Genomic DNA, 22,721 nt, shown 5'->3' with positions numbered 1-22,721 from the left:
GCAAGAGCGCAAGGAATAGAACCTATAGAACTAGCAATTACTGGGCCTATTATTGGCAAACCCTTGTAAGACGGCAAGTGCAGCGTGCTGCAATGCACAAAATGACTGCCACGGCGCACCGATTTAGGTCAGAACTGTTTCCGGGCGCCTCGTTTTTGTGCGAAGTCGGTGACAGAGCGGTTACCGATGAATGTCGGGTAACAGTCAAGCAAAAACCCCGCCGATTGCACGCGCGGGGTTTTTGCTGTGAAGGGGCTGCGCCGCAGCCCCGTGTTATCACGCAGTCGCCAGGCTCATTGACTTGTGAGTATCGATCAGGTGCTGCACCACACCCGGATCGGCCAGGGTGGAGATATCCCCCAGCGCATCGTATTCGCCCGTGGCAATCTTGCGCAGGATGCGGCGCATGATCTTGCCCGAGCGCGTCTTCGGCAGCCCGGGTGCCCACTGAATCACATCCGGCGAGGCGATCGGACCGATCTCCTTGCGTACCCAGTTCTTAAGCTCCAGACGCAACTGCTCGCTTGGCTCCGTACCGGCATTGAGGGTGACATAGACATAGATGCCCTGGCCCTTGATGTCGTGCGGCACCCCCACCACAGCAGCCTCGGCCACCTTGGCATGGGCCACCATGGCGCTCTCGATCTCGGCGGTACCCATGCGGTGGCCGGAAACGTTGAGCACGTCATCCACCCGGCCGGTGATCCAGTAGTAGCCATCCTCGTCGCGACGGGCACCGTCGCCGGTGAAGTACATGCCACGGAAAGTCTTGAAATAGGTATCGACGAAACGATCGTGGTCGCCGTACAGCGAACGCGACTGGCCTGGCCAGGAGTCCAGGATCACCAGGTTACCCTCGGCAGCCCCTTCGATCAGGTTGCCCAGGTTGTCCACCAGCGCCGGCACCACGCCAAAGAACGGGCGAGTGGCCGAGCCCGGCTTCAGGCCGGTGGCACCCGGCAGCGGGCTGATCAGAATGCCGCCGGTCTCTGTCTGCCACCAGGTGTCGACGATCGGGCAACGCTCCTTGCCAACGGTCTTGTAATACCAGTTCCAGGCCTCAGGGTTGATCGGCTCGCCCACCGAGCCCAACAGGCGGAGGCTGGAACCATCGGCATCAGCAACGGCGGCCTCGCCCTCGGCCATCATGGCGCGAATGGCGGTCGGTGCGGTGTAGAGGATGTTGACCTTGTGCTTGTCGACGATCTTCGACACGCGGGTGATATCCGGGTAGTTCGGTACACCTTCGAACAACAGCGTGGTCGCGCCGTTGGCCAGCGGGCCGTAGACAATGTAGCTGTGGCCCGTGACCCAGCCTACGTCGGCGGTACACCAATAGACCTCACCAGGGCGGTAGTCGAAGACGCGTTCGTGGGTGAGCGCGGCATACACAAGGTACCCCCCCGTGGTATGCAGCACACCCTTGGGCTTACCGGTAGAGCCAGAGGTATAAAGGATGAACAGCGCTTCCTCGGCCCCCATCTCCTTCGGCGCGCAGTGGCTGGAGGCAACCTTCATCAGGTCTTCGTACCAGATGTCGCGGTGCTGGTGCCAAGCGATGTCGCCACCGGTGCGCTTGCACACGATGATCTTCTGCACGCTGCTGGTTTCAGGGTTGGTCAGCGCCAAATCGACGTTGGCCTTGAGCGGCGTACGCCGGCCACCACGCACGCCTTCGTCAGCCGTGATCACCACTTTCGACCTGCAGTCGATGATGCGCCCGGCCAGGGCCTCCGGCGAGAAACCACCGAACACGACCGAGTGGATGGCACCGATGCGGGCACAGGCCAGCATGGCGACCACCGCCTCCGGGATCATCGGCATATAGATGGTCACCACGTCACCACGGTGCACGTCCTGGCCACGCAGGGCGTTGGCGAACTTGCAGACCTGCTCGTGGAGCTCGCGGTAGGTGATGTTGCGGTGCTCGGAAGGGTCGTCGCCTTCCCAGATGATCGCCAGTTGGTCGCCGCGCTCTTCGAGGTGGCGATCCAGGCAGTTGGAGGAAACGTTCAGAGTGCCGTCGGCAAACCATTTGATGTCGACATGGTGATCGTCGAACGAGGTCTGCTTGACCTTGGTGAACGGCTTGATCCAGTCAAGACGCTGGGCCTGCTCGCGCCAGAAGCCGTCCGGGTTGATCACCGATTGCTGGTACATGGCCTTGTAGGTGGCCTCGTCGGTCAGGGTAGTGGCCGCAACCTCGGGACGAACGGGATACAGTGGAGCCGCACTCATCTGTGTTACCTCGGTGTAATAGTTGTTTTTGTATGAATCCGTTTGTAACTGTACCAGAGCGGCAAAAGCCATTCGACGATGGTAGTAGCACGACGGGCTGCGATCGCGGCGTTCGGCGGGAAAGGCTCTAGGCCGCAGCCGGCGGCCCGGCTGAGGGGCATAACGAAAGATTTTGCCGAGGGATTGTTACAGATTCTGTCAAAAGGCAAAAAAACTTTATCAAAACACTGTCTGTTTCCCTCAACTAACGAGGCATAAGATTCACCTCGCCAGCAACGGCAAGGCGATTAACAACTGGTAACAGCCCCCACGAAGGCAAGCGTTAATCCCTCTCTAATCCGATAGTTGAAAACTTGGCTGTACTCGCGGCGCCACAAACGCCGCGTGCCCCCTCACGACCTTAGACAGGTAAATTGAAAATGAAAGCTTTACTGGTATTGGTACTTGGCGGTCTTTGCAGCGCGGCGATGGCCGGCGAAGCAAACGATGTGGAGCAGATTCCGGTTGAACAGTACAGTTACTCGCAGCACCTGGACATCGCCCGCGTCATTTCCATGAGCGAAGTGCCCAATGTCTGCGAAGTAGTGCCTGCCCGCATGACCTACGAGGACTCCAAGGGCCAGAAGCACATTCTCGAATACCGCGTGATGGGCAACGGCTGCTCCAACGGCTGATCCCCGTCAACGAATGGGGCCCCGCCGGGGCCCTTTCGCAAATCAGCCGCTACTTTACATAACTATTCACCCAACTTACTCACGGCATATTCGCGCAACTTGTTGGCAATCGTTGTATGTGAAACACCCAAGCGTTTGCCTAATGCCCGGCTACTGGGGTATTCACCCACCAGACTTTCCAAGACTGCTTTTTCAAAGCGTCCGACAATCTGCGAAAGATCCCCCTCCAGCGAAAACTCGCCCAACGGCTGCCGCACACCATAATCTGGCAAACGAATATGGTCGCTTTTCACCACACCGCCCTCGCACAGCGACACTGCCTGGAACAAAACGTTTTCCAGCTGCCGCACATTGCCCGGCCAATGGTATTGCGCAAGTTTGTCCATCGCTGCCGGCGCCAGGCGAGGCATTGCACAGCCGATCTGTCGGCTGGCCTGATCGAGGAAGTGTTGCACCAGCCCCTCCAGGCCATCCATGCACTCGCGCAGCGGCGGGATATGCAATGACAGCACATTGAGGCGGTGATACAGGTCCTGACGAAACTCGCCACGGGCACACATCTCCGACAAGTCCACCTGGGTCGCACAGATGACCCGCACATCCAGGTACACCTCTTCATCACTGCCTACACGGCGGAAGCAGCCATCCTGCAAAAAGCGCAGCAGCTTCACCTGCAGGCGCGGGCTCATCTCCCCTACCCCATCAAGGAACAACGTGCCACCGGCGGTCAGTTCCAGCAGCCCCAGCTTACCTTCGGCACGCGCGCCCTCGAAGGCGCCCGGGCCATAACCGAACAGCTCGGTTTCAGCCATGGACTCCGGCAAGCCGGCGCAATTGAGCGCCATCAGCGGCGCCTGGCCGCGGGGGCTGGCCAGGTGGCAGGCACGGGCCAGCAGCTCTTTGCCGGTGCCGGTCTCGCCCTCGATCAGCAGCGGAGCATCCAATGGCGCCATGCGCCGCGCTTCACGTACCACCGCTGCCATCACCCGCGAGCTCTGGAAGATACTGTCGAAGCCCCGCAGCTCTTGTTTACGCACATTGTAGATACGCTCGCCGATGCGGTCAGCGCGGTGCAGGGTCAGCACTGCACCGGCCAATGCTTCGCTTTCATCATGCTCGGACTGCAGGGGCGCAATGTCGGCCAGAAACACATCCCCTTTCACCTTGATGCGCAACCCGTTGATCCGCGACTGGTTGGCCCGCACCAGCTCAGGCAGGTCGAAATCGTCGACGTAGCGCGCCAGCGGAATACCCGGCACTTCATCGACCCTTACCCCCAACAGCTGCGCAGCGCTACGGTTCGCCGCGACGATGCTACCCCCCATGTCTACCGACAGCACCGGAAAGTCCAGCGCCCCCAGCAACGCATTGAGCTCCATGTGGCGACGCTCGCTGGGCATCAGCCCGACCCGCTTGACGCCGAACACACCGGCGATCGACTCGAACTTGGGCCGCAATGCCTGGAACTGCAGGTTGATGAGGTTCGGGCAGTGCAGGTAGATAGCATTGCCATGATCGCCTCCTACTTCGCCACGCAGCACGTTGATGCCGTACTCCACGAGCAGGTTGAGGATGTCCCGAAGAATGCCGATGCGGTTCTGGCAGTGCACTTTGATACGCATGAGAGCTCTCGAAGCAGCGAAGTTTTTCAACGCCGCGCAGAAAAGTCGTAAAGATAAGCTGACAAAAATAGCCAAATCGTCCGCTGGATCGCCTGAATTCTCCGGCATGCCACGTATTTTGTAAAATTATCGTTACGATCTCGCACATCAAACGCTGGTGTCAGCGCGTTTGAGGCCGTGCAAATCGGCAAGTGGCGGGATATTCCTAGGGTATGTCGTGGACATAACAAGAAAGCCCTCACCAGGAGAGCCACATGAAACAGACGCAATACGTGGCACGCGAGCCCGATGCGCACGGTTTTATCGACTACCCGCAGCAAGAGCATGCGGTGTGGAACACGCTGATCACCCGTCAGTTGAAGGTCATCGAAGGCCGCGCGTGCCAGGAATACCTGGACGGCATCGACCAGCTCAAGCTGCCCCATGACCGCATTCCGCAACTGGGCGAGATCAACAAGGTGCTGGACGCCACCACCGGCTGGCAGGTTGCCCGCGTGCCAGCACTGATCCCCTTCCAGACCTTCTTCGAACTGCTGGCCAGCAAGCGCTTCCCAGTCGCCACGTTCATCCGTACTCCGCAAGAGCTGGACTACCTGCAGGAACCGGACATCTTCCACGAGATCTTTGGCCACTGCCCGCTGCTGACCAACCCCTGGTTCGCCGAATTCACCCACACCTACGGCAAACTGGGCCTGGCGGCAACCAAGGAACAGCGCGTCTACCTGGCTCGGCTGTACTGGATGACCATCGAGTTCGGCCTGATGGAGACCCCGCAAGGTCGCAAGATCTATGGCGGCGGCATCCTCTCCTCGCCAAAGGAGACCGTCTACAGCTTGTCTGGCGAGCCGGAGCACCAGGCCTTCGACCCCGTCGAAGCCATGCGCACGCCGTACCGCATCGACATCCTGCAGCCGCTGTATTTCGTACTGCCGAACCTCAAGCGCCTGTTTGACCTGGCCCACGAAGACATCATGGGCATGGTCCAGCACGCCATGCAGTTGGGCCTACACGCCCCCAAATTTCCACCCAAGGTCGCTGCCTGAGCGACCTTGCCGACCATAATCAGAATCGGAAAACACCCCATGAATGCCTTGAACCAAGCCCATTGCGAAGCCTGCCGCGCCGATGCGCCGAAAGTCACCGATGACGAGCTGGCCGAGCTGATCCGCGAGATCCCGGACTGGAACATCGAAGTGCGTGACGGCCACATGGAGCTGGAGCGCGTGTTTCTGTTCAAGAACTTCAAGCATGCCCTGGCCTTTACCAACGCCGTGGGCGAAATCGCGGAAGCCGAAGGCCACCACCCGGGCCTTCTGACCGAGTGGGGCAAGGTCACCGTAACCTGGTGGAGCCACTCGATCAAAGGCCTGCACCGCAACGACTTCATCATGTGCGCGCGTACCGACAAGGTTGCCGAGACGGCTGAAGGCCGTAAGTAACCGGTAAACAGGGCCGCTGCGCGCCCCGCTCGTGGGTAAACCCGCTCCAACAACACCGGTGTTGTGGACGCAGGCTTGCTCGCCAATGGGGCGCCCAGCGGCCCTTTTTTGCCAGAAAAATGTCCGGTAGCCGCCCGCAAAACCGACAAGCGACGGGGAAAATTTACAAACTGTCATCCAGACTTGTGTATCCTGCGTCAGCTTTACGAAGCTCCAAACGCGCCTGGCGCAGCCTTTTCACTCACACTTGCGAGGAACGACGAGATGCACGAAATCCCGAATCTTCCCTTCCCAAGCCTGAACCCCGAAGAGCAAACCGTTGCCGCTCACTCCGAACCGACGCCTGCCGTCGAGGATGGCGACGATCAATCCAGCGCTGACCAGGAATAACCGCGCATCCCCCGACTGTGTGAAAACGGCTGACCTGCGGACTACCGCCTTCATCACGTTTTCACACCGTCCTGAACTTCTTCCCTGTAGGCCCCCATGCCCGACTCACCGCGCCCCCTTGCGGTCACCCTGCAAGTGGTCTCCATCGTCCTTTTCACGTTCATCGGCTACCTGAACATCGGCATTCCCCTGGCCGTGTTGCCCAGCTATGTGCACAACGACCTGGGTTTCAGCACCGTGATCGCCGGCCTGGTGATCAGCGTGCAGTACCTGGCCACGTTGCTCAGCCGCCCTACCGCCAGCCGCATCATCGACAACCAGGGCAGCAAGAGGGCCGTCATGTACGGCCTTGCCGGCTGCGGCGTGAGCGGCGTCTTCATGCTGGCCTGTGCCTTCCTGACCCACCTGCCCTGGCTGAGCCTGGCCTGCCTGCTGGTTGGCCGCCTGGTGCTGGGCAGCGCCGAAAGCCTGGTGGGCTCCGGCTCGATCGGCTGGGGTATCGGCCGGGTCGGGGCGCAAAATACTGCCAAGGTCATCTCCTGGAATGGCATCGCCAGTTACGGCGCACTGGCCATCGGCGCCCCGCTAGGCGTGCTCATGGTCAAGAGCCTGGGCCTTTGGAGCATGGGGGTAAGCATCCTTTTGCTGTGCGCAGCTGGCCTGCTGCTGGCATGGCCAAAACGCGCCGCGCCAATTGTCAGCGGCGTGCGCCTGCCGTTTCTGCAGGTGCTGGGTAAAGTGTTCCCCCACGGTTCGGGGCTCGCACTCGGCTCGATCGGCTTCGGCACCATCGCCACCTTCATCACCCTGTACTACGCCAGCCATGGCTGGGAAAACGCGGCCCTTACGCTGAGCCTGTTCGGCGCCAGCTTCATCAGCGCACGCCTGCTGTTCGGCAACTTGATCAACCGCATTGGCGGGTTTCGCGTGGCGATCGCATGCCTGTCAGTGGAGACACTGGGCTTGCTGATGCTGTGGTTGGCGCCGAGCGCCGAGATGGCATTGGCCGGCGCAGCGCTCAGTGGCTTTGGCTTCTCGCTGGTGTTCCCCGCGCTGGGCGTAGAGGCGGTGAACCAGGTGTCTGCTGCCAACCGCGGGGCGGCGGTAGGCGCCTATTCACTGTTCGTCGACTTGTCGCTGGGGATTACCGGGCCGCTGGTGGGCGCGGTGGCGTCGGGGTTTGGCTTTGCTTCGATGTTTCTCTTCGCGGCGGCGGCAGCCTGCGGCGGGCTGGTATTGAGCCTGTACCTTTACCGGCAGGCGCGGCAGGCTCGGCAAACCCTGCCGCAGGCTTGATGCTGCGACGCGTGTAACAGCCTTTTCGCGGGACAACCCCGCGAAAAGGCCACCGCAGATTTACCGCTGCGCGTGCTGCAACACCACTTCCAGCGGATGGCGCATCTGCCGTTCAGTCATGCGCTTGACCTGGCTACGGCACGAGTACCCGGTCGCCAGCGCTTCGCCTTCCTTGTCCAGCTTGGTCGCCCACGACTGCTCGAAAATGGTCCGCGACGTTTCCTGGTTGCGCGCCTCATGCCCATAAGTACCTGACATGCCACAGCAGCCCGTAGCCTCGGTCACCAGCGTCAGGCCCAGGCGAGCGAACACTTGCTCCCACTGTTTGGTGCTGGCCGGCACATTGGTCTTCTCCGTGCAGTGCGCCATCAGGCGGAAACGACCAGGCGCCGTCGCCGGCTGCTCAGGCAGCACATCCATCAGCCATTCCTGTGGCAGCAGCACCTTGGGGCTGCCTTCCAGGCCCGGCACTTTCTGGTACTCCTGGCGATAAACCAGGGTCATCGCCGGGTCCAGGCCCACCAGCGGCACACCGCAGTCGGCCAAGGCCTTGAGCTGGGTAGCATTACGGACGGCCGCCTTAGCGAAGGCACCGAGGAAGCCCTGTACGTGCAGCGGCTTGCCGTTGGCGCTGTAGGGCGCCAGGAACACACGGTGCCCCAGCCGATGGGCCAGCTCGATGAACGCTGCCAGCAGTGGTGTCTCGAAGTAGCGGGTAAAGGCATCCTGCACCAGCACGATGCTACGCTGGCGTTGGGCCGGCGTCAGTTCGCGCAACGCTGGCACGCTGGCCACACCAACCCGGCAGCGCGTCAGCGTGGACTGGAAGTTGAAACGGCTGATCAGCGGGCTGTCGACCATGCCCACCTTGTCCGCCAGCAGCTTACTCACCCATTTCGACCCCATCACCGCGTTGTACAACCCCGGCGCGTGGGCCAGGTAGGGAATGGTGAACTCCAGCGAGCCGATCAGGTAATCACGCAGCGGGCGCTGGTAGCGCCCGTGGTACAGCTCGAGGAAGCGCGAACGGAAGTCCGGTACGTTGACCTTGATCGGGCACTGGCCGGCGCACGACTTGCACGCCAGGCAACCGGCCATGGCATCGTACACCTCATGGGAGAAATCTTCCTGGCCCTGGCGGCGTGCGCGGTTGTTGCGCAGCCGTGCTGGCAGGCCCTTGAGCCAGGACACCTTGTTGCGCGCCGCGTCCAGCACGTCGATGTTCGCCTGGCCTTGCAGACGCAGCCACTCACGCATCAGCGAGGCACGCCCCTTGGGCGAATGCTGGCGCTCGCGGGTGGCTTTCCACGACGGGCACATGGCGTCATTGGGGTCATAGTTGTAACAGGCACCGTTGCCGTTGCAGTGCACGGCGCTGGCGAAGTCCTGCCACACACGCTCGTCGATGGTCCGGTCCAGATCACCTCGCAGGGTCACACCATCGACCTTGGTCAAACCTTCGGCGCTGTCGGGGGGGGTGCAGATCTTCCCGGGGTTGAGCTGGTTGCGCGGGTCGAAGGCCCCTTTGAGGCGCTGCAGCGCCGGGTACAGCTCACCGAAGTACTGCGGCACGTATTCCGAACGCAAGCCCTTGCCATGTTCGCCCCACAGCAGGCCACCGTAGCGCTTGGTCAAGGCCGCCACGGCATCGGAGATCGGCTTGACCAGCGCCGCCTGGGCCGGGTCCTTCATGTCCAGTGCCGGGCGCACATGCAGCACGCCAGCGTCGACGTGGCCGAACATGCCATAGGCCAGGCCATGGCCATCGAGCAGCGCACGGAAGTCGGCGATGTAGTCGGCCAACTGCTCTGGCGGCACGGCGGTATCTTCAACGAACGGCTGCGGGCGCACTTCGCCCTCGACGTTGCCCAGCAAGCCCACCGAACGCTTGCGCATGGTATAGACACGGGTCACCGCCTCGGCACCTTCAGCCAAGGTGTGGCCCAGGCGCTCGACGCTGGTGTCGCGCTGCAGGTGCTCGACGAAGGCTTCGACCCGGGCATTGACCTCGGCCGGCTCATCGCCGCAGAACTCCACCAGGTTGATACCCAGGGTCGGGCGCTCGGCGTCGGCCGGGAAGTATTCAGCGACGCTGTGCCAGACGATGTCCTTCATCGCCAGCATCAATACCTTGGAGTCCACCGTCTCGATCGACAGCGGCTTGTGCGCCATCAACGCGTTGGCATCGCGCAGCGCATCCATGAAGCTGGTGTAGCGGACGTTGACCAGCACTGCGTACTTGGGGATCGGCAGCACGTTGAGCTTGGCTTCGACCACGTAACCCAACGATCCTTCGGCACCGCACAGCACGCTGTTGAGGTTGAAGCGGCCCTGCTCGTCGCGCAGGTGCGCCAGGTCGTAACCGGTCAGGCAGCGGTTGAGCTTGGGGAAGGTGGTTTCGATCAGTTCGGCCTGGGTTTGCTGGATGTGGCGCGCTGTGCGATACACCTCGCCGACCCGGCCCGGCGCGGCGCACGCCTGCTCGAGCGCTGCATCGTCGATCGGCAGACTGTGCAGGCGCTCGCCACCCAGCAGCACGCTGTGCAGCTCGAGCACGTGGTCGCGGGTTTTACCGTAGGTGCAGCTACCCTGGCCACTGGCGTCGGTGTTGATCATGCCGCCGACGGTGGCGCGGTTGGAGGTGGACAGCTCGGGCGCGAAAAACAGGCCATGGGGCTTGAGCGCGGCATTGAGCTGGTCTTTGACCACACCGGCCTGCACCCGCACCCAACGCTCTTCGACGTTGATTTCCAGGATGTTGTTCATGTGCCGCGACAGGTCGACAACGATGCCGTCGGTGAGCGACTGGCCGTTGGTGCCAGTTCCACCGCCTCGCGGAGTCAGCTTGACCTGCTGAAAGCGCTCCTCGGCCATCAGGGCCGCCACGCGGGCCACGTCGTCAGCGTCTTGGGGGAACACTGCGGCCTGGGGCAAACGCTGATAGATGGAGTTATCGGTGGCCAGCACCGTGCGCGTACCGTAGTCGGCACTGATCTGGCCGCGGAAGCCGCTGTTGCGCAGGGCTTCGAGGAATTCGGGGTAGTGGGCACTCGGCGCTGTGGCGGGAGCAAGGGTCGGCAGCTGGGCGATCATCGAAGGATGGCCTCTTTAGGGGCTAATTCACGGAAATCTTGTCGTTCCGGCATGGGTCGCTGCATGCAGGGATGACGTGTAGGCCAATGTTCCTGTAGTTTTGCCTCAGGGGCAAACGGATAATCCTGCCGCTATCAATGACTTTTATGAATGAATTACCGTCACCTGACCCCGTCCATGTCGCTGCTGCTGGCTTTCGAGGCGGCGGCACGGCATGAAAGTTATACCCGCGCCGCCGCCGAACTGTCGCTGACGCAAAGCGCGGTCAGCCGCCAGGTGCAGGCCTTGGAGCAGCAACTGGGCCTGACCCTGTTCCGCCGCGAAGGCCGCCAGGTGCAGCTGACCGCCGTCGGCCGGCTGTATCAGCGCGAGCTGAGCGAGGCACTGGGGCGCATCCGCAGCGCCACCTTGCAGGCCCTGGCCTATCAGTCCGGCGTGGGTACCCTGCGCCTGGCGACATTGCCGACCTTCGGTTCCAAATGGCTGCTCCCCCGCCTTCATGCCTTCTACAGCGCCCACCCGGGCATGCTGGTGCATATCCATTCACGGATCGAGGCAATCAATTTCGACACCAGTGAGATCGACGCGGCCATCGGCGTGGCTAGCCATGACCTGCCAGGGCTGATCTGCCATCGCCTGCATGCCGAGGAGCTGGTGGTGATCCTGCCGCCAGAGGCCGGTGGCGATGGGCAGGGCTGGGACCCGACACGCATCAGCGACCAGGTGCTGCTCAATGTCGCCAACAACCCCCATGCCTGGGGTGAGTGGTTTTCGCACCATGGCCTGCCGCACCGGGCCATGCGCCTGGGGCCGAGCTTCGAACTGACATCGCACCTTATCCAGGCGGTACGCGCGGGGATCGGTATTGGCCTGGTACCGCGGATCCTGGTGGAGGAGGAGCTGGCCAAGGGCGAACTGTTCAGCCCAGGGGCGGCGTTCGCCAGCCAGCGCAGTTACTACCTGATCTATCCACCGCGGAATGAGGCACTGCCTTCGCTGCGGGCGTTTCGAAGCTGGTTGCTCGAGCAGATCTGAATGCCCCCTGCCAGCGTCAGGGCCTGACCAGGCAACAAAAAACCCGATGCCAGTCGCCTGACATCGGGTTTTGCCGGTGGCGTTCAGCTGTTACTTGGCCACAGTACCGGCAGCCCCACCATTGACCAGTACCCGGCGCTTGGGCTTGATGAGGTAGAGGAAGAACATCACCAGCACCCACACCGGAATCGCGTACACCGAAATCTGAATACCCGGGATCTGCAACATGATGCCCAGGATCAGCACCACGAACGCCAGGCAGATGTAGTTGCCGTAGGGGTACCAGAGCGCCTTGAACAGCGGCTTCTGCCCAGTACGGTTCAGGTGCTGGCGGAATTTCAGGTGCGAGTAGCTGATCATCGCCCAGTTGATCACCAGGGTCGCCACCACCAACGACATCAGCAACTCCAGGGCATTCTGCGGCATGAAGTAGTTGAGCAGCACCGCGAACAGGGTCACGCCGGCCGATACCAGGATCGAACGTACCGGCACACCGCGCTTGTCGACCTTGGCCAGGGCAGCGGGCGCGTCACCTTGCTCGGCCATGCCCAGCAGCATGCGGGCATTGCAGTAGGTGCCGCTGTTGTACACCGACAACGCAGCGGTCAACACCACGAAGTTCAACAGGTGGGCAGCCACATCGCTGCCCAGCAGCGAGAACACCTGCACGAACGGGCTGCTGCCGTAGCTGCCGCCGGACGCGTCGATGCTGGCGACCAGGTTGTCCCAGGGGGTCAGCGACAGGAGGACCACCAGGGCACCGATGTAGAAGATCAGGATGCGGTAGATGACCTGGTTGATCGCCTTCGGGATCACGGTTTTCGGCTTGTCGGCTTCGGCTGCGGTGAAACCGAGCATTTCCAGGCCACCGAAGGAGAACATGATGAAGGCCAATGCCATGACCAGGCCGCTGACGCCGTGCGGGAAGAAGCCGCCATGGGCCCACAGGTTGGTCACCGAGGCTTCAGGGCCACCGCTGCCGCTGGTCAACAGGTAGGCACCCAGGCCGATCATGCCAACGATCGCCGCGACCTTGATGATGGCGAACCAGAACTCGGCCTCGCCAAAGACCTTCACGTTCATCAGGTTGATAACGTTGATCAGCAGGAAGAAGCCAGCAGCCGTGACCCAGGTCGGGATCTCCGGCCACCAGTAGTGGATGTACTTGCCGACCGCAGTGAGCTCCGACATGCCCACCAGGATGTACAGCACCCAGCAGTTCCAGCCCGACATGAAGCCGGCGAAACCGCCCCAATACTTGTGGGCAAAGTGGCTGAACGAACCGGCCACCGGCTCTTCTACGATCATTTCGCCGAGCTGGCGCATGATCATGAAGGCGATGAAGCCGCAGATGGCGTAGCCGAGGATCATCGACGGGCCGGCGGATTTCATCACGCCTGCCGAGCCGAGGAACAGGCCGGTACCAATCGCGCCGCCAAGGGCGATCAACTGGATATGGCGGTTCTTCAGGCCCCGCTTGAGCTCGCCTGAATGCATGTTTTGTCCACTCATGAACGAAGTCACCTGCATTGTTTTTATCTGTGACGGAATCGGACCCACCGCGCTCGTGGCGCAGCGGAATGAGCAAGGTGGTTACCTTGGGTTTCTTGCAAACGGTTGCCGCCAGGGCGGATCAACCTGGTGTGAGCAAGAGTGCGCGGTACGCAAGAGAGTCACAGGTAAAACGCGGCGCACTGTATACCCCTGCAAGCGCGCAGGCGTCAACGCGTTGCGTCATTTCCTCAGAAAAAACGCAGCGGTCCTGTGGTAGGAAGCCTTGAAAGGCGAAGTGATCGGCGTACATGGCGCCTCCATTTGTTGTTCTGTCAGCCCGGCTCTGTGGACGGGCTTCTGCACACGGCAATGGCTGCTATAACAGCCTGGGGCGGGGGTTTGGGCAATAGGGCGAGAGGCTGGTCGGGGACGTTGGCACCCCTGGCGCGGCAAGATCTGTTTACAGAAATTCAGGTGGACCCAGAAAATCGGGCAAATTCGTATAATTTTCTTTACAGACCGGTCTGAAACCTTGCCAGTCATCGGAAAATTTCTTTTTTGTTCAACACCTTGTGTATTGCAGGTTCGCGCAGGCGAAAAAAAACCAGCCCGAAGGCTGGCCTTTCATGACTGCCAGAGCAGATCAGCCACGTGGCTTGCCGCGACCACGGCCTGCCGGCTTGTCAGCGTCCGGCTTGGTGGTGCGCTTGCGCATCTCGCTTGGGCGCTCGGCAACCGTGCTGCCGCGGTTACCCTTACGCGGCGCTTCTTCACGCGGCTGGCGCGCAGGGCGCTCGGCCGTGCCGGCTTCATGGGCTGGGCGCAGGTTGCGCACGCGCTCGTTACGCCCCATAGGCCGGGTGGACTTGCGCTGCATGCGCTCCATTTTGTCCTTGGCCTTGAGGTTGAGGGTAGGCAGCGCGACCGGTTGCAGGCCCACTTCAGCGGCCAGGATGTCGATCTCACCCTGGGTCATTTCACGCCAGCGGCCCATCGGCAGGTCGGAATTGAGGAACACCGGGCCGAAGCGCACGCGCTTGAGGCGGCTGACCACCATGCCCTGGGACTCCCACAGGCGACGCACTTCACGGTTGCGGCCTTCCATCACCACGCAGTGGTACCAGTGGTTGAAGCCTTCACCACCCGGTGCTTTCTGGATATCGGTGAACTTGGCGGGGCCGTCTTCGAGCATCACGCCCGCCTTAAGGCGTTCGATCATCTCGTCGTCCACTTCACCCCGTACACGTACCGCGTACTCACGGTCCATCTCGTAGGACGGGTGCATCAGGCGATTGGCCAACTCACCGTCGGTGGTGAACAGCAGCAGGCCGGTCGTGTTGATGTCCAGGCGACCAATGTTGATCCAACGGCCTTCCTTCGGGCGCGGCAGACGGTCAAACACGGTTGGGCGGCCTTCCGGGTCGTCGCGGGTGCAGATTTCGCCATCAGGCTTGTTGTACATGATCACCCGACGGGTGGCCTCGGCGGCTTCTTCACGCTTGATCAGCTTGCCGTCAACGGCAATGGCGTCATGCAGGTCGACGCGCTGACCCAGGGTGGCCTCCACACCATTGACCTTGATGCGGCCCTGGCTGATCCAGGCCTCGACATCACGGCGCGAACCAACGCCGATACGTGCCAGCACTTTCTGCAGCTTTTCGCCGGATGGAGGGGTGAATTCGGTGTCTTGCAGGTCTTGCTCACTCATCTGGGCACCTCCCGGTGTAGGAATGAAAACAGGGTTCTGGCGACGAACGCGCCAAAAGGCCGCGCATCATACGCGGTTCGGCGGGGGAACGCACTGCAGCCTAGAGGGTTTTGCAGCAGTGGGGCGGGTTTTCTGCCCGGCGGTGATTGTGCAGTCAGTGCCAGCCACTTCGCAGGGAACCCCGCTTCCACAAGGACGGCGTAGCGTTCAAGGGAGCCAAAGGCTCAGGGCTGCCCTTTGTCTTCTGCCTGAAGCGAGCCATCAGGCTCTGCCGCCTCTGCTTCACGCAGATCGTCAAAGTCGGTCTTCAACCCCTCTTCCATGGCATCGAGCTCAACCAGCAAGCTACGGAAGCTGGTTTCTTCCTTCGGCTCGGCAACCTCGTCATCCTCACCCAGGCTGGCATCGGCCAACGCCTGCAGATGCGCCGGCACCGGTGCATCATCCGGGTCGAGCACAGGTTCGGGCTCCATTTCACGCAACTCGGCCAATGCCGGCAGCTCGTCCAGGCTCCTGAGGTTGAAGTGATCGAGAAATGCCTTGGTCGTGGCGAACATTGCCGGCCGCCCCGGCACCTCGCGATAGCCGACGATGCGAATCCACTCGCGCTCCATCAACGTCTTGATGATGTTGCTGTTGACCGCCACGCCCCTTACATCTTCGATCTCGCCACGGGTGATCGGCTGGCGGTAGGCGATCAACGACATGGTTTCGAGCAACGCTCGGGAATAACGCTGCGGGCGCTCCTCCCACAGCCGGCCCACCCAGGGTGCATACGCTTCTCGGATCTGCAGGCGGTAGCCGCTGGCTACCTCCTTGAGCTCGAAGGCACGGCCTGTGCAAGACTTGCCAAGGACCTCGAGGGCTTTCTTGAAAACCTTGGGTTCGGGCCGCTCGGCCTCTTCGAAAAGCTCGTACAAGCGCTCGAGCGATTGCGGCTTGCCGCTAGCAAGCAGAAAGGCCTCGATCAGCGACGCCAGTTCGCGGGGTTCATTCAGGTTCATCAGGTTCTTCGACAGGCTCGGCTCGGACCCGGACATGGATCACGGCGAAAGGCTCATTCTGCACCAGTTCGATCAGCGATTCCTTCACCAGCTCAAGAATCGCCATGAAGGTCACCACCACGCCCAGCTTGCCCTCCTCGGCAGTGAACAGCTCGACGAAGGGCACGAAGCCGCCCCCCTTGAGGCGCTCCAGCACCTCGCTCATGCGCTCGCGGGTCGACAAGGTCTCACGGGTGATCTGGTGGCTTTCGAACAGGTCGTTGCGGCGCATGACCTCTGCCATGGACACCAGCAGCTCCTCCAGGCTGACCTGGGGCAACAGCTTGCGCACCTTGGCCTGCGGCGCTTCAAGGCGCGGCACGACAACCTCGCGGCCAACCCGCGGCAGCGTGTCCAGGCCCTCGGCGGCCGCCTTGAAGCGCTCGTACTCCTGCAGGCGGCGAATCAGTTCAGCACGTGGGTCACCCTCCTCTTCCTCGATCTCGGCCGAGCGTGGCAACAACATCCGCGACTTGATCTCGGCCAGCATGGCGGCCATCACCAGGTACTCGGCGGCGAGCTCCAGGCGCACGCTCTTCATCAGCTCGACATAGCCCATGTACTGGCGCGTGATTTCGGCCACGGGTATGTCGAGGATGTCGATGTTCTGCTTGCGGATCAGGTACAGGAGCAGGTCAAGCGGCCCCTCGAAGGCTTCGAGGATGACTTCCAGCGCATCCGGCGGGATATACAGGTCCACCGGCATTTCCGTCAGGGCTTCGCCGTAGACCAGGGCCAACTGCAACTGCTGGGGCGCGTCGGCCTCTTCAGCCGGCGCCTCGGGCGCCTCCACCTCGCTCACGCGCTGACCAGGAAAGGCTTGGGATCGCCACATCCTTCGCGGATCAGTTCAGGTTCGTCGCCAGACAGGTCAATGATGGTCGAGGCCTTGAGGTCGCCGAAACCGCCATCGATGACCAGATCGACATGGTGCTCCAGGCGCTCGCGGATTTCGTAGGGGTCAGTCATTGGCTCGGTGTCACCGGGCAGGATCAGGCTGACGCTCATCAGCGGTTCGCCAAGCTCGGCCAGTAGCGCCAAGGTAATGGCGTGGTCGGGCACGCGCAGGCCGATGGTGCGGCGCTTTTCATGCAGCAACAAGCGCGGCACCTCGCGGGTGCCGTTGAGAATGAAGGTATACGGCCCGGGCACATGAGCCTTGAGCAGGCGGAAGGTCCCGGTGTCGACTTTGGCGTACAGGCCCAGTTGCGACATGTCGCAACACATCAGTGTGAAATTGTGGGTCTTGTCCAACCCGCGCAGCCGCCGCACCCGCTCTATCGCCGCCTTGTCGCCTATCTGGCAACCCAGGGCGTAGGCCGAGTCGGTCGGGTAGACCACCACGCCGCCCTTGCGGATGATCTCCACGGCCTGGCGGATCAGCCGCGGTTGCGGATTCTCCGGGTGTATCTGGAAAAATTGGCTCACGAAATCGTCCTGTTCATATCGCCATAGGCTGTTCATGGCTGAATCGCCGCCACAGGGGTGGCAGGTCCTCGGGCAATGGCCGGTAGGCACCGATCTCGCCCCAGGTGCCGGGGCCGTGGAAATCGCTGCCAGCGCTTGCCAGCAGACCAAACTCACGGGTGAGGATGGACATCGTACCCACCTGCTCGGCCGGCATCATCCCATTGACCACCTCAAGCGCCTGCCCGCCTGCCTGAATATAGTCGGCAATCAGCCTTCTGCGCTTGCTGCGGGTCAGATCGTAGTGCATGGGGTGCGCCAGGCTCACCCAGGCGTTGGACTGTCGCAAGGTGGCAACGGTTTCCTCGAGCGTGGGCCAGTGCAACTTCACATCGCCCAGCTTGCCCGCGCCCAGCCACTTGCGAAACGCCTCACCACGGTCCTTGACGTGCCCTGCGCGCACCAGGTACTCGGCAAAGTGCGGCCGCGCCGGGGCATTGCCGCTGTCGCCCAGTTCCTGCTGCACGGCACGGGCCCCGTCCAGAGCGCCAGGCATGCCCTTGGCCGCCAGCCGTTTGTCGATTTCCTCGGCACGCAGCCAGCGGCCACGGTGCAGGGACTCGATCGCGTCAAGCAGCGGCGGCGCCTCGAGTGGGAAGTCATAGCCCAGGATATGAATGGTTGCGCCACCCCAGGTGCACGACAGCTCTACCCCGCTGACCCAGCGCATGCCGCGCTCGGCGCAGGCCTGGCGGGCCTCGGGGAGGCCTTCGAGGGTGTCATGGTCGGTCAGTGCCAGCGTCTGCACCCCGTGCTCATGGGCCCGGGCGACCAGGACCGCAGGCGACAGGGCGCCATCGGAGGCCGTGCTGTGACAGTGCAGATCAACATTCATGGAGGAGCGCTACCGCTGGAATCGATGTTTGTTATTATGCCGTCACATCCCGATTCTGGCTGCCATTGTGAAACAATTCATCGATTTCATCCCGCTGCTGCTGTTCTTCATCGTCTACAAGCTTGACCCGCGCCCCCTGGAAGTCGCCGGCCACAGCTTCGAATTCGGCGGCATCTACAGCGCCACGGCGATGCTGATCATCAGCTCGCTGGTGGTGTATGGCGCGCTGTTCCTGCGCCAGCGCAAGCTGGAGAAAGGGCAGTGGCTGACCCTGGTCGCATGCCTGGTATTCGGCGGCCTGACCCTGACCTTCCACAGCGAAACCTTCCTCAAGTGGAAGGCGCCGGTGGTCAACTGGTTGTTCGCCCTGGGCTTTGCCGGCAGCCACTTCATCGGTGACCGGGTACTGATCAAACGCATCATGGGCCACGCCCTGACGCTGCCCGATGCCATCTGGACCCGCCTGAACCTGGCCTGGATCGCGTTTTTCCTGTTCTGTGGCGCGGCCAACCTGTTCGTCGCGTTCACCTTCCAGGCGTTCTGGGTCGACTTCAAGGTATTCGGCAGCCTGGGCATGACCGTGCTCTTCCTGGTGGCGCAGGGTGTATACCTGTCGCGCCACCTGCATGACGACCCCTCCACCTCCAAACCCAAGGATTGACATGCTCTACGCCATCATCGCCAGCGACGTCGCAGATTCCCTGGAAAAACGCCTGGCCGCGCGCCCGGCGCACATCGAACGCCTGCAGCAGCTCAAGACCGAAGGCCGTGTGGTGCTGGCTGGCCCGCACCCGGCCATCGACAGCAACGACCCAGGTGCAGCCGGTTTCAGTGGCAGCCTGATCGTGGCCGAGTTCGATTCCCTGGCCGCCGCCCAGGCCTGGGCCGATGCCGATCCGTACATTGCCGCGGGCGTGTACGACAACGTCATCGTCAAGCCATTCAAGCAAGTCTTGCCCTGATCGATAAATTGGCGGCGTCTGCGGTATCTTTGCCACTGGCAGGCGCGTCAGACGCCGTCGATTTGAATTGAGTGAGTCATGAGCGAGCTGTTACTGATTGATGATGACCAGGAACTCTGCGAGCTGCTCGGCAGCTGGCTGACCCAGGAAGGTTTTACCGTCCGCGCCTGCCATGATGGCCAGAGCGCGCGCCAGGCGTTGGCCGAACATGCACCCGCAGCCGTGGTGCTCGACGTGATGCTGCCCGATGGCAGCGGCCTGGAACTGCTCAAGCAACTGCGCAGCGAGCATGCCGAGCTGCCGGTGCTGATGCTGTCGGCACGTGGCGAACCCCTGGACCGTATTCTGGGCCTGGAACTGGGCGCTGACGATTACCTGGCCAAGCCCTGCGACCCGCGTGAACTCACTGCGCGCCTGCGCGCCGTGCTGCGTCGCAGCCATCCCACCGCCGCCACCACTCAGGTCGAGATCGGCGACCTGGCCTTCAGCCCGGTACGTGGTGTGGTGAGCATCGACGGCCGCGAGATGAGCCTTACCCTGTCCGAAAGCCGCATCCTCGAGGCACTGCTGCGCCAGCCAGGCGATCCGCTGGACAAACAGGAACTGGCGCAGATCGGCCTGGGCCGCAAGCTCACCCTTTACGACCGCAGCCTGGACATGCACGTCAGCAACCTGCGCAAGAAGATCGGCCCGCATGCAGACGGGCGCCCGCGTATCGTCGCGCTGCGCAGCCGCGGCTATTACTACAGCCTGTAATCACCGGCCAGCTGCAAGCTTCAAGCGGCAAGAAAAGCCACCGCACGCCCCATTCTTGCCACTTGCCGCTTACACACTGAGGCCGCTTCTTTACCCAGCCTTTACCCTCTCCTGACTGCGCTTGACCTTGATCTCCCTAGACTGAGCTCATCCGGTAACCACCGGCCTTTGAAAGGAGAGACACCATGCGCAAGACCCTTATCGCCCTGATGTTCGCCGCCGCCCTGCCGACCGTGGCCATGGCCATGCCTGAAGGCGGCCCGCGCCACGACGGCCCGCATCATCGCGGTGACGCGCCTTTCGCCCAACTGGACCTGAGTCGCGACCAGCGCCAGCAGATCGGCAAGCTGATGGGCGAGCAGATGAAGAACCGCCGCGACATCACTGAGCGCTACCTGGCCAAGCTGCCAGCCGCCGACCAGAAGGCCATGAAGGACGAACTCAAGGCCAGTCACGAGAAGACCGACAGCCAAGTCCGCGCGCTGCTCAAGCCTGATCAGCAGAAGAAGTTCGACGAGCTGCAGAAGGAACGTGAAGCACGCAAGGCTGAATGGAAGGAATTCCAGGCCTGGAAAGCTGAAAAAGCCGGCAAGGCCCAGTAAGCTGTCCCCCCGATGCCCGGCCCGCCCCCAAGCGGGCCGGGCTTTTCCCGTTTACAGGAGGTGCTCTTGCGTTCTCTGTTCTGGCGCATCCTGGCCAGCTTCTGGCTGGCTATCACCCTGGTCGCTGGCTTATCGATCCTGTTGGGCCACATGCTCAACCAGGACGCCTGGATCCTCAGCCGCCACCCTGGCTTGAATACCCTGGCCAGCCATTGGGCCAAGCACTATGAGCAGGAAGGTCTGGAATCGGCGCAGAACTTTCTCGAGCGACGCAAGCAGCGCTTCAAGATCGACGTACAAGTGCTCGATGACAGTGGTGATGCCGTGGTACCTGGCACCTTCCCACGTCGCGCCGCCGCGTTCGAGGCACGTCAGCACAATGACGAGCGTCGCCTGCCTTGGCGCCGCCTGACCGAGGAATACACCAGCCCAGACACTGGCGAGACCTACCTGCTGATCTACCGCATTCCTCACCCGGAACTGGATGCCTGGCATCGCGAGAGCCTGCTCTGGCCATTGAGCGCCCTGGGTATAGCCTTGGTGGTGTTGACCCTGTTCAGCCTGCTGGTGACACTGTCCATCACCCGCCCCCTCAGCCGCCTGCGCGGTGCGGTGCATGACCTGGGCCAGGCCAGTTACCAGCAGAACAGCCTCGCCCGCCTGGCGGCACGGCGCGACGAGTTTGGTGTACTGGCCAAAGATTTCAACAAGATGGGTGCCCGCCTGCAGAGCTTGATCGGCAGCCAGCGCCAGTTGCTGCGCGACGTTTCCCACGAGCTACGTTCCCCCCTCGCCCGCCTGCGCATTGCCCTGGCCCTGGCCGAACGTGCCGAACCGGCACAGCGCCAGGCCTTGTGGCCACGCCTGACCCGCGAGTGCGACCGCCTGGAAGACTTGATCAGCGAGATTCTCACCTTGGCCCGGGTCGATGCCGAACAAGCCCATGCCGAGCCGGTCGACCTCAACGCCTTGCTCGGCAGCGTGCGTAAAGATGCACTGCTCAGTGCGCCGGAGCAGGAGCTACGGCTTGAAGCGCAACCAGGCTTGACCTTGCAAGGCTGGCCGACCTTGATCGAGCGCGCCGTGGACAACCTGCTGCGCAATGCCCTGCGTTTCAACCCTGTGGGGCAGCCGATCGAGATAAGTGCCGAGCGCGAACAGGCACGCATCGTCATCAGTGTGCGTGACCATGGGCCGGGGGTATCAGCGGAGCATCTGGCGCAATTGGGGGAGCCGTTCTTCCGCGCGCCGGGTCAGGAGGCGCCGGGGCATGGCCTGGGGCTGGCGATTGCCCGCAAGGCGGCGGAGCGCCATGGCGGAAGTCTGGTGCTGGAGAATCATCCGCAGGGCGGGTTTGTGGCCCGCCTTGAGTTGCCGCTCGCGGTGGAGATTGGCAGTTGAAGTGATGTCGGGCTTTCCGGCCTCTTCGCGGGGCAAGCCCGCTCCCACAGGGTTCCACTGAGCCTGAGGGCCCGCGAAGGGGCCAGCGAGTTACTCGCCCCAGGCGCTGACGAACTCGGCAGTCGCCAGGATAGGCGCCGAACGCGGCTCGTTCAGCGGCGTACCGACATACAGGTAACCGATCAACTCTTCGTTCTCGCCAAGCCCCAGGCCCTTGTGTACATGTGCATCAAAGGCCATGTCGCCCGTGCGCCACACCGCACCTATCCCCTGGGCATGCGCCGCAAGCAGAATGCCATGCGCCGCGCACCCTGCAGCCAGCCGCTGCTCGGACTTCGGCACCTTGAAGTGGTCCTGCAAGCTGGCGATCACCACGATCAGCAACGGTGCCCGCAGCGGCATGGCGCGGGCTTTGTCCAGTGCGGCCTGGCTGGCATCGCCCTTGTTCTGCACGGCGTGTGCAAACAGCTCACCCAGCTTCTCGCGGCCCTGCCCCTCGATGGTCAGAAAGCGCCACGGGCGCAACTGGCCGTGGTCCGGCGCCCGCAGCGCAGCCTGGAACAGCGCCTCGCGCTGGGCGGCATTGGGCGCCGGGTCGGTCAGGCGTGGCACGGATACACGGTTGAGCAATGCGTCGAGAGCCTCCATCGGCTACCCTCCTGGCAG

21 protein-coding genes are annotated in these 22,721 nt (G+C 62.4%); 11 read left to right on the top strand and 10 right to left on the bottom strand.

Annotated features, from left to right (window positions below; genetic code table 11):
• Positions 1–276: 276 nt before the first annotated feature.
• Complete coding sequence (gene acs, locus L6D80_RS00870; RefSeq protein ID WP_176512478.1) at positions 277–2,238, bottom strand: acetate--CoA ligase; 1,962 nt, start codon at positions 2,236–2,238, stop codon at positions 277–279.
• Between the two features lie 419 nt (positions 2,239–2,657).
• Here acs and L6D80_RS00865 point away from each other — a divergent pair, with 419 nt between their 5' ends.
• Complete coding sequence (locus L6D80_RS00865) at positions 2,658–2,912, top strand: DUF2790 domain-containing protein (protein WP_054903343.1); 255 nt, start codon at positions 2,658–2,660, stop codon at positions 2,910–2,912.
• Positions 2,913–2,974: 62 nt separating this feature from the next.
• On the opposite strand, the gene L6D80_RS00860 is transcribed toward L6D80_RS00865, so the two are convergent.
• On the bottom strand, positions 2,975–4,534 hold the full coding sequence (locus tag L6D80_RS00860; protein ID WP_054903342.1) for a sigma-54-dependent transcriptional regulator: 1,560 nt from the start codon (positions 4,532–4,534) through the stop codon (positions 2,975–2,977).
• A 254-nt stretch (positions 4,535–4,788) separates the two neighbouring features.
• Between L6D80_RS00860 and phhA the strand changes: the two genes are divergently transcribed.
• From phhA to L6D80_RS00845, 4 genes are all read left to right on the top strand, one after another.
• On the top strand, positions 4,789–5,577 hold the full coding sequence (gene phhA / locus L6D80_RS00855) for a phenylalanine 4-monooxygenase (RefSeq protein WP_054903341.1): 789 nt from the start codon (positions 4,789–4,791) through the stop codon (positions 5,575–5,577).
• A 39-nt stretch (positions 5,578–5,616) separates the two neighbouring features.
• A complete protein-coding gene (locus L6D80_RS00850) occupies positions 5,617–5,973 on the top strand; it encodes a 4a-hydroxytetrahydrobiopterin dehydratase (protein WP_008096719.1) in 357 nt (118 codons plus the stop codon).
• A gap of 264 nt (positions 5,974–6,237) precedes the next feature.
• Positions 6,238–6,363, top strand: a complete 126-nt coding sequence (locus L6D80_RS30070) for a hypothetical protein (RefSeq protein ID WP_256215917.1) — start codon at positions 6,238–6,240, stop codon at positions 6,361–6,363.
• Positions 6,364–6,459: 96 nt separating this feature from the next.
• A complete protein-coding gene (locus tag L6D80_RS00845; protein WP_176512477.1) occupies positions 6,460–7,659 on the top strand; it encodes an MFS transporter in 1,200 nt (399 codons plus the stop codon).
• 60 nt (positions 7,660–7,719) lie between these two features.
• Here the strand turns inward: L6D80_RS00845 and ydiJ are convergent, their stop codons facing one another.
• The gene (gene ydiJ, locus L6D80_RS00840) at positions 7,720–10,752 is read right to left on the bottom strand and encodes a D-2-hydroxyglutarate dehydrogenase YdiJ (protein ID WP_176512476.1); all 3,033 of its coding nucleotides are present in this window, start codon (positions 10,750–10,752) and stop codon (positions 7,720–7,722) included.
• Between the two features lie 150 nt (positions 10,753–10,902).
• Here ydiJ and L6D80_RS00835 point away from each other — a divergent pair, with 150 nt between their 5' ends.
• Complete coding sequence (locus L6D80_RS00835; RefSeq protein ID WP_176512475.1) at positions 10,903–11,787, top strand: LysR substrate-binding domain-containing protein; 885 nt, start codon at positions 10,903–10,905, stop codon at positions 11,785–11,787.
• 90 nt (positions 11,788–11,877) lie between these two features.
• On the opposite strand, the gene L6D80_RS00830 is transcribed toward L6D80_RS00835, so the two are convergent.
• The 6 genes from L6D80_RS00830 to L6D80_RS00805 all read right to left on the bottom strand — a co-directional run bounded on the left by L6D80_RS00830 (position 11,878) and on the right by L6D80_RS00805 (position 18,334).
• Positions 11,878–13,299: an amino acid permease gene (locus L6D80_RS00830; protein ID WP_176512474.1), complete on the bottom strand. Its 1,422-nt coding sequence runs from the start codon at positions 13,297–13,299 to the stop codon at positions 11,878–11,880.
• 625 nt (positions 13,300–13,924) lie between these two features.
• Positions 13,925–14,989 (bottom strand): 23S rRNA pseudouridine(2605) synthase RluB, encoded by a 1,065-nt coding sequence (gene rluB, locus L6D80_RS00825; RefSeq protein WP_176512473.1) that lies wholly within the window; start codon positions 14,987–14,989, stop codon positions 13,925–13,927.
• 224 nt (positions 14,990–15,213) lie between these two features.
• The gene (gene scpB, locus L6D80_RS00820; RefSeq protein ID WP_176512472.1) at positions 15,214–15,993 is read right to left on the bottom strand and encodes an SMC-Scp complex subunit ScpB; all 780 of its coding nucleotides are present in this window, start codon (positions 15,991–15,993) and stop codon (positions 15,214–15,216) included.
• Positions 15,980–16,705, bottom strand: coding sequence for a segregation and condensation protein A (locus L6D80_RS00815; RefSeq protein WP_176512487.1), 726 nt, complete (start codon positions 16,703–16,705; stop codon positions 15,980–15,982). The genes scpB and L6D80_RS00815 overlap by 14 nt, the downstream gene beginning before the upstream one ends.
• A 125-nt stretch (positions 16,706–16,830) precedes the next feature.
• Positions 16,831–17,460, bottom strand: a complete 630-nt coding sequence (locus L6D80_RS00810) for an L-threonylcarbamoyladenylate synthase (RefSeq protein ID WP_054902800.1) — start codon at positions 17,458–17,460, stop codon at positions 16,831–16,833.
• A 13-nt stretch (positions 17,461–17,473) separates the two neighbouring features.
• Complete coding sequence (locus L6D80_RS00805; RefSeq protein ID WP_054902801.1) at positions 17,474–18,334, bottom strand: PHP domain-containing protein; 861 nt, start codon at positions 18,332–18,334, stop codon at positions 17,474–17,476.
• Between the two features lie 67 nt (positions 18,335–18,401).
• Between L6D80_RS00805 and L6D80_RS00800 the strand changes: the two genes are divergently transcribed.
• From L6D80_RS00800 to L6D80_RS00780, 5 genes are all read left to right on the top strand, one after another.
• On the top strand, positions 18,402–18,995 hold the full coding sequence (locus tag L6D80_RS00800) for a septation protein A (protein WP_054902802.1): 594 nt from the start codon (positions 18,402–18,404) through the stop codon (positions 18,993–18,995).
• Position 18,996: 1 nt separating this feature from the next.
• Positions 18,997–19,296 (top strand): YciI family protein, encoded by a 300-nt coding sequence (locus L6D80_RS00795; protein WP_176512469.1) that lies wholly within the window; start codon positions 18,997–18,999, stop codon positions 19,294–19,296.
• A gap of 78 nt (positions 19,297–19,374) precedes the next feature.
• Positions 19,375–20,052: a response regulator transcription factor gene (locus L6D80_RS00790; RefSeq protein WP_054902804.1), complete on the top strand. Its 678-nt coding sequence runs from the start codon at positions 19,375–19,377 to the stop codon at positions 20,050–20,052.
• A 185-nt stretch (positions 20,053–20,237) separates the two neighbouring features.
• Positions 20,238–20,654, top strand: a complete 417-nt coding sequence (locus L6D80_RS00785; protein ID WP_054902805.1) for a Spy/CpxP family protein refolding chaperone — start codon at positions 20,238–20,240, stop codon at positions 20,652–20,654.
• Between the two features lie 60 nt (positions 20,655–20,714).
• Positions 20,715–22,055, top strand: coding sequence for a sensor histidine kinase (locus L6D80_RS00780; protein WP_176512468.1), 1,341 nt, complete (start codon positions 20,715–20,717; stop codon positions 22,053–22,055).
• Positions 22,056–22,145: 90 nt separating this feature from the next.
• Here the strand turns inward: L6D80_RS00780 and L6D80_RS00775 are convergent, their stop codons facing one another.
• Positions 22,146–22,703: a nitroreductase family protein gene (locus L6D80_RS00775; RefSeq protein WP_176512467.1), complete on the bottom strand. Its 558-nt coding sequence runs from the start codon at positions 22,701–22,703 to the stop codon at positions 22,146–22,148.
• Positions 22,704–22,721 lie beyond the last annotated feature (18 nt).

The organism is Pseudomonas ceruminis (genome assembly GCF_021602025.1).
Taxonomy (GTDB): Bacteria; Pseudomonadota; Gammaproteobacteria; order Pseudomonadales; family Pseudomonadaceae; genus Aquipseudomonas; species Aquipseudomonas ceruminis.
This window is presented reverse-complemented; position numbering and strand designations above follow the sequence as displayed.

Bases quoted from the DNA above. Each gene is read 5' to 3' on its own strand.
- acs (WP_176512478.1), bottom strand. From the start codon at position 2,238: ATGAGTGCGGCTCCACTGTATCCCGTTCGTCCCGAGGTTGCGGCCACT.
- L6D80_RS00865 (WP_054903343.1), top strand. From the start codon at position 2,658: ATGAAAGCTTTACTGGTATTGGTACTTGGCGGTCTTTGCAGCGCGGCG.
- L6D80_RS00860 (WP_054903342.1), bottom strand. From the start codon at position 4,534: ATGCGTATCAAAGTGCACTGCCAGAACCGCATCGGCATTCTTCGGGAC.
- phhA (WP_054903341.1), top strand. From the start codon at position 4,789: ATGAAACAGACGCAATACGTGGCACGCGAGCCCGATGCGCACGGTTTT.
- L6D80_RS00850 (WP_008096719.1), top strand. From the start codon at position 5,617: ATGAATGCCTTGAACCAAGCCCATTGCGAAGCCTGCCGCGCCGATGCG.
- L6D80_RS30070 (WP_256215917.1), top strand. From the start codon at position 6,238: ATGCACGAAATCCCGAATCTTCCCTTCCCAAGCCTGAACCCCGAAGAG.
- L6D80_RS00845 (WP_176512477.1), top strand. From the start codon at position 6,460: ATGCCCGACTCACCGCGCCCCCTTGCGGTCACCCTGCAAGTGGTCTCC.
- ydiJ (WP_176512476.1), bottom strand. From the start codon at position 10,752: ATGATCGCCCAGCTGCCGACCCTTGCTCCCGCCACAGCGCCGAGTGCC.
- L6D80_RS00835 (WP_176512475.1), top strand. From the start codon at position 10,903: ATGAATTACCGTCACCTGACCCCGTCCATGTCGCTGCTGCTGGCTTTC.
- L6D80_RS00830 (WP_176512474.1), bottom strand. From the start codon at position 13,299: ATGAGTGGACAAAACATGCATTCAGGCGAGCTCAAGCGGGGCCTGAAG.
- rluB (WP_176512473.1), bottom strand. From the start codon at position 14,989: ATGAGTGAGCAAGACCTGCAAGACACCGAATTCACCCCTCCATCCGGC.
- scpB (WP_176512472.1), bottom strand. From the start codon at position 15,993: ATGAACCTGAATGAACCCCGCGAACTGGCGTCGCTGATCGAGGCCTTT.
- L6D80_RS00805 (WP_054902801.1), bottom strand. From the start codon at position 18,334: ATGAATGTTGATCTGCACTGTCACAGCACGGCCTCCGATGGCGCCCTG.
- L6D80_RS00795 (WP_176512469.1), top strand. From the start codon at position 18,997: ATGCTCTACGCCATCATCGCCAGCGACGTCGCAGATTCCCTGGAAAAA.
- L6D80_RS00790 (WP_054902804.1), top strand. From the start codon at position 19,375: ATGAGCGAGCTGTTACTGATTGATGATGACCAGGAACTCTGCGAGCTG.
- L6D80_RS00785 (WP_054902805.1), top strand. From the start codon at position 20,238: ATGCGCAAGACCCTTATCGCCCTGATGTTCGCCGCCGCCCTGCCGACC.
- L6D80_RS00775 (WP_176512467.1), bottom strand. From the start codon at position 22,703: ATGGAGGCTCTCGACGCATTGCTCAACCGTGTATCCGTGCCACGCCTG.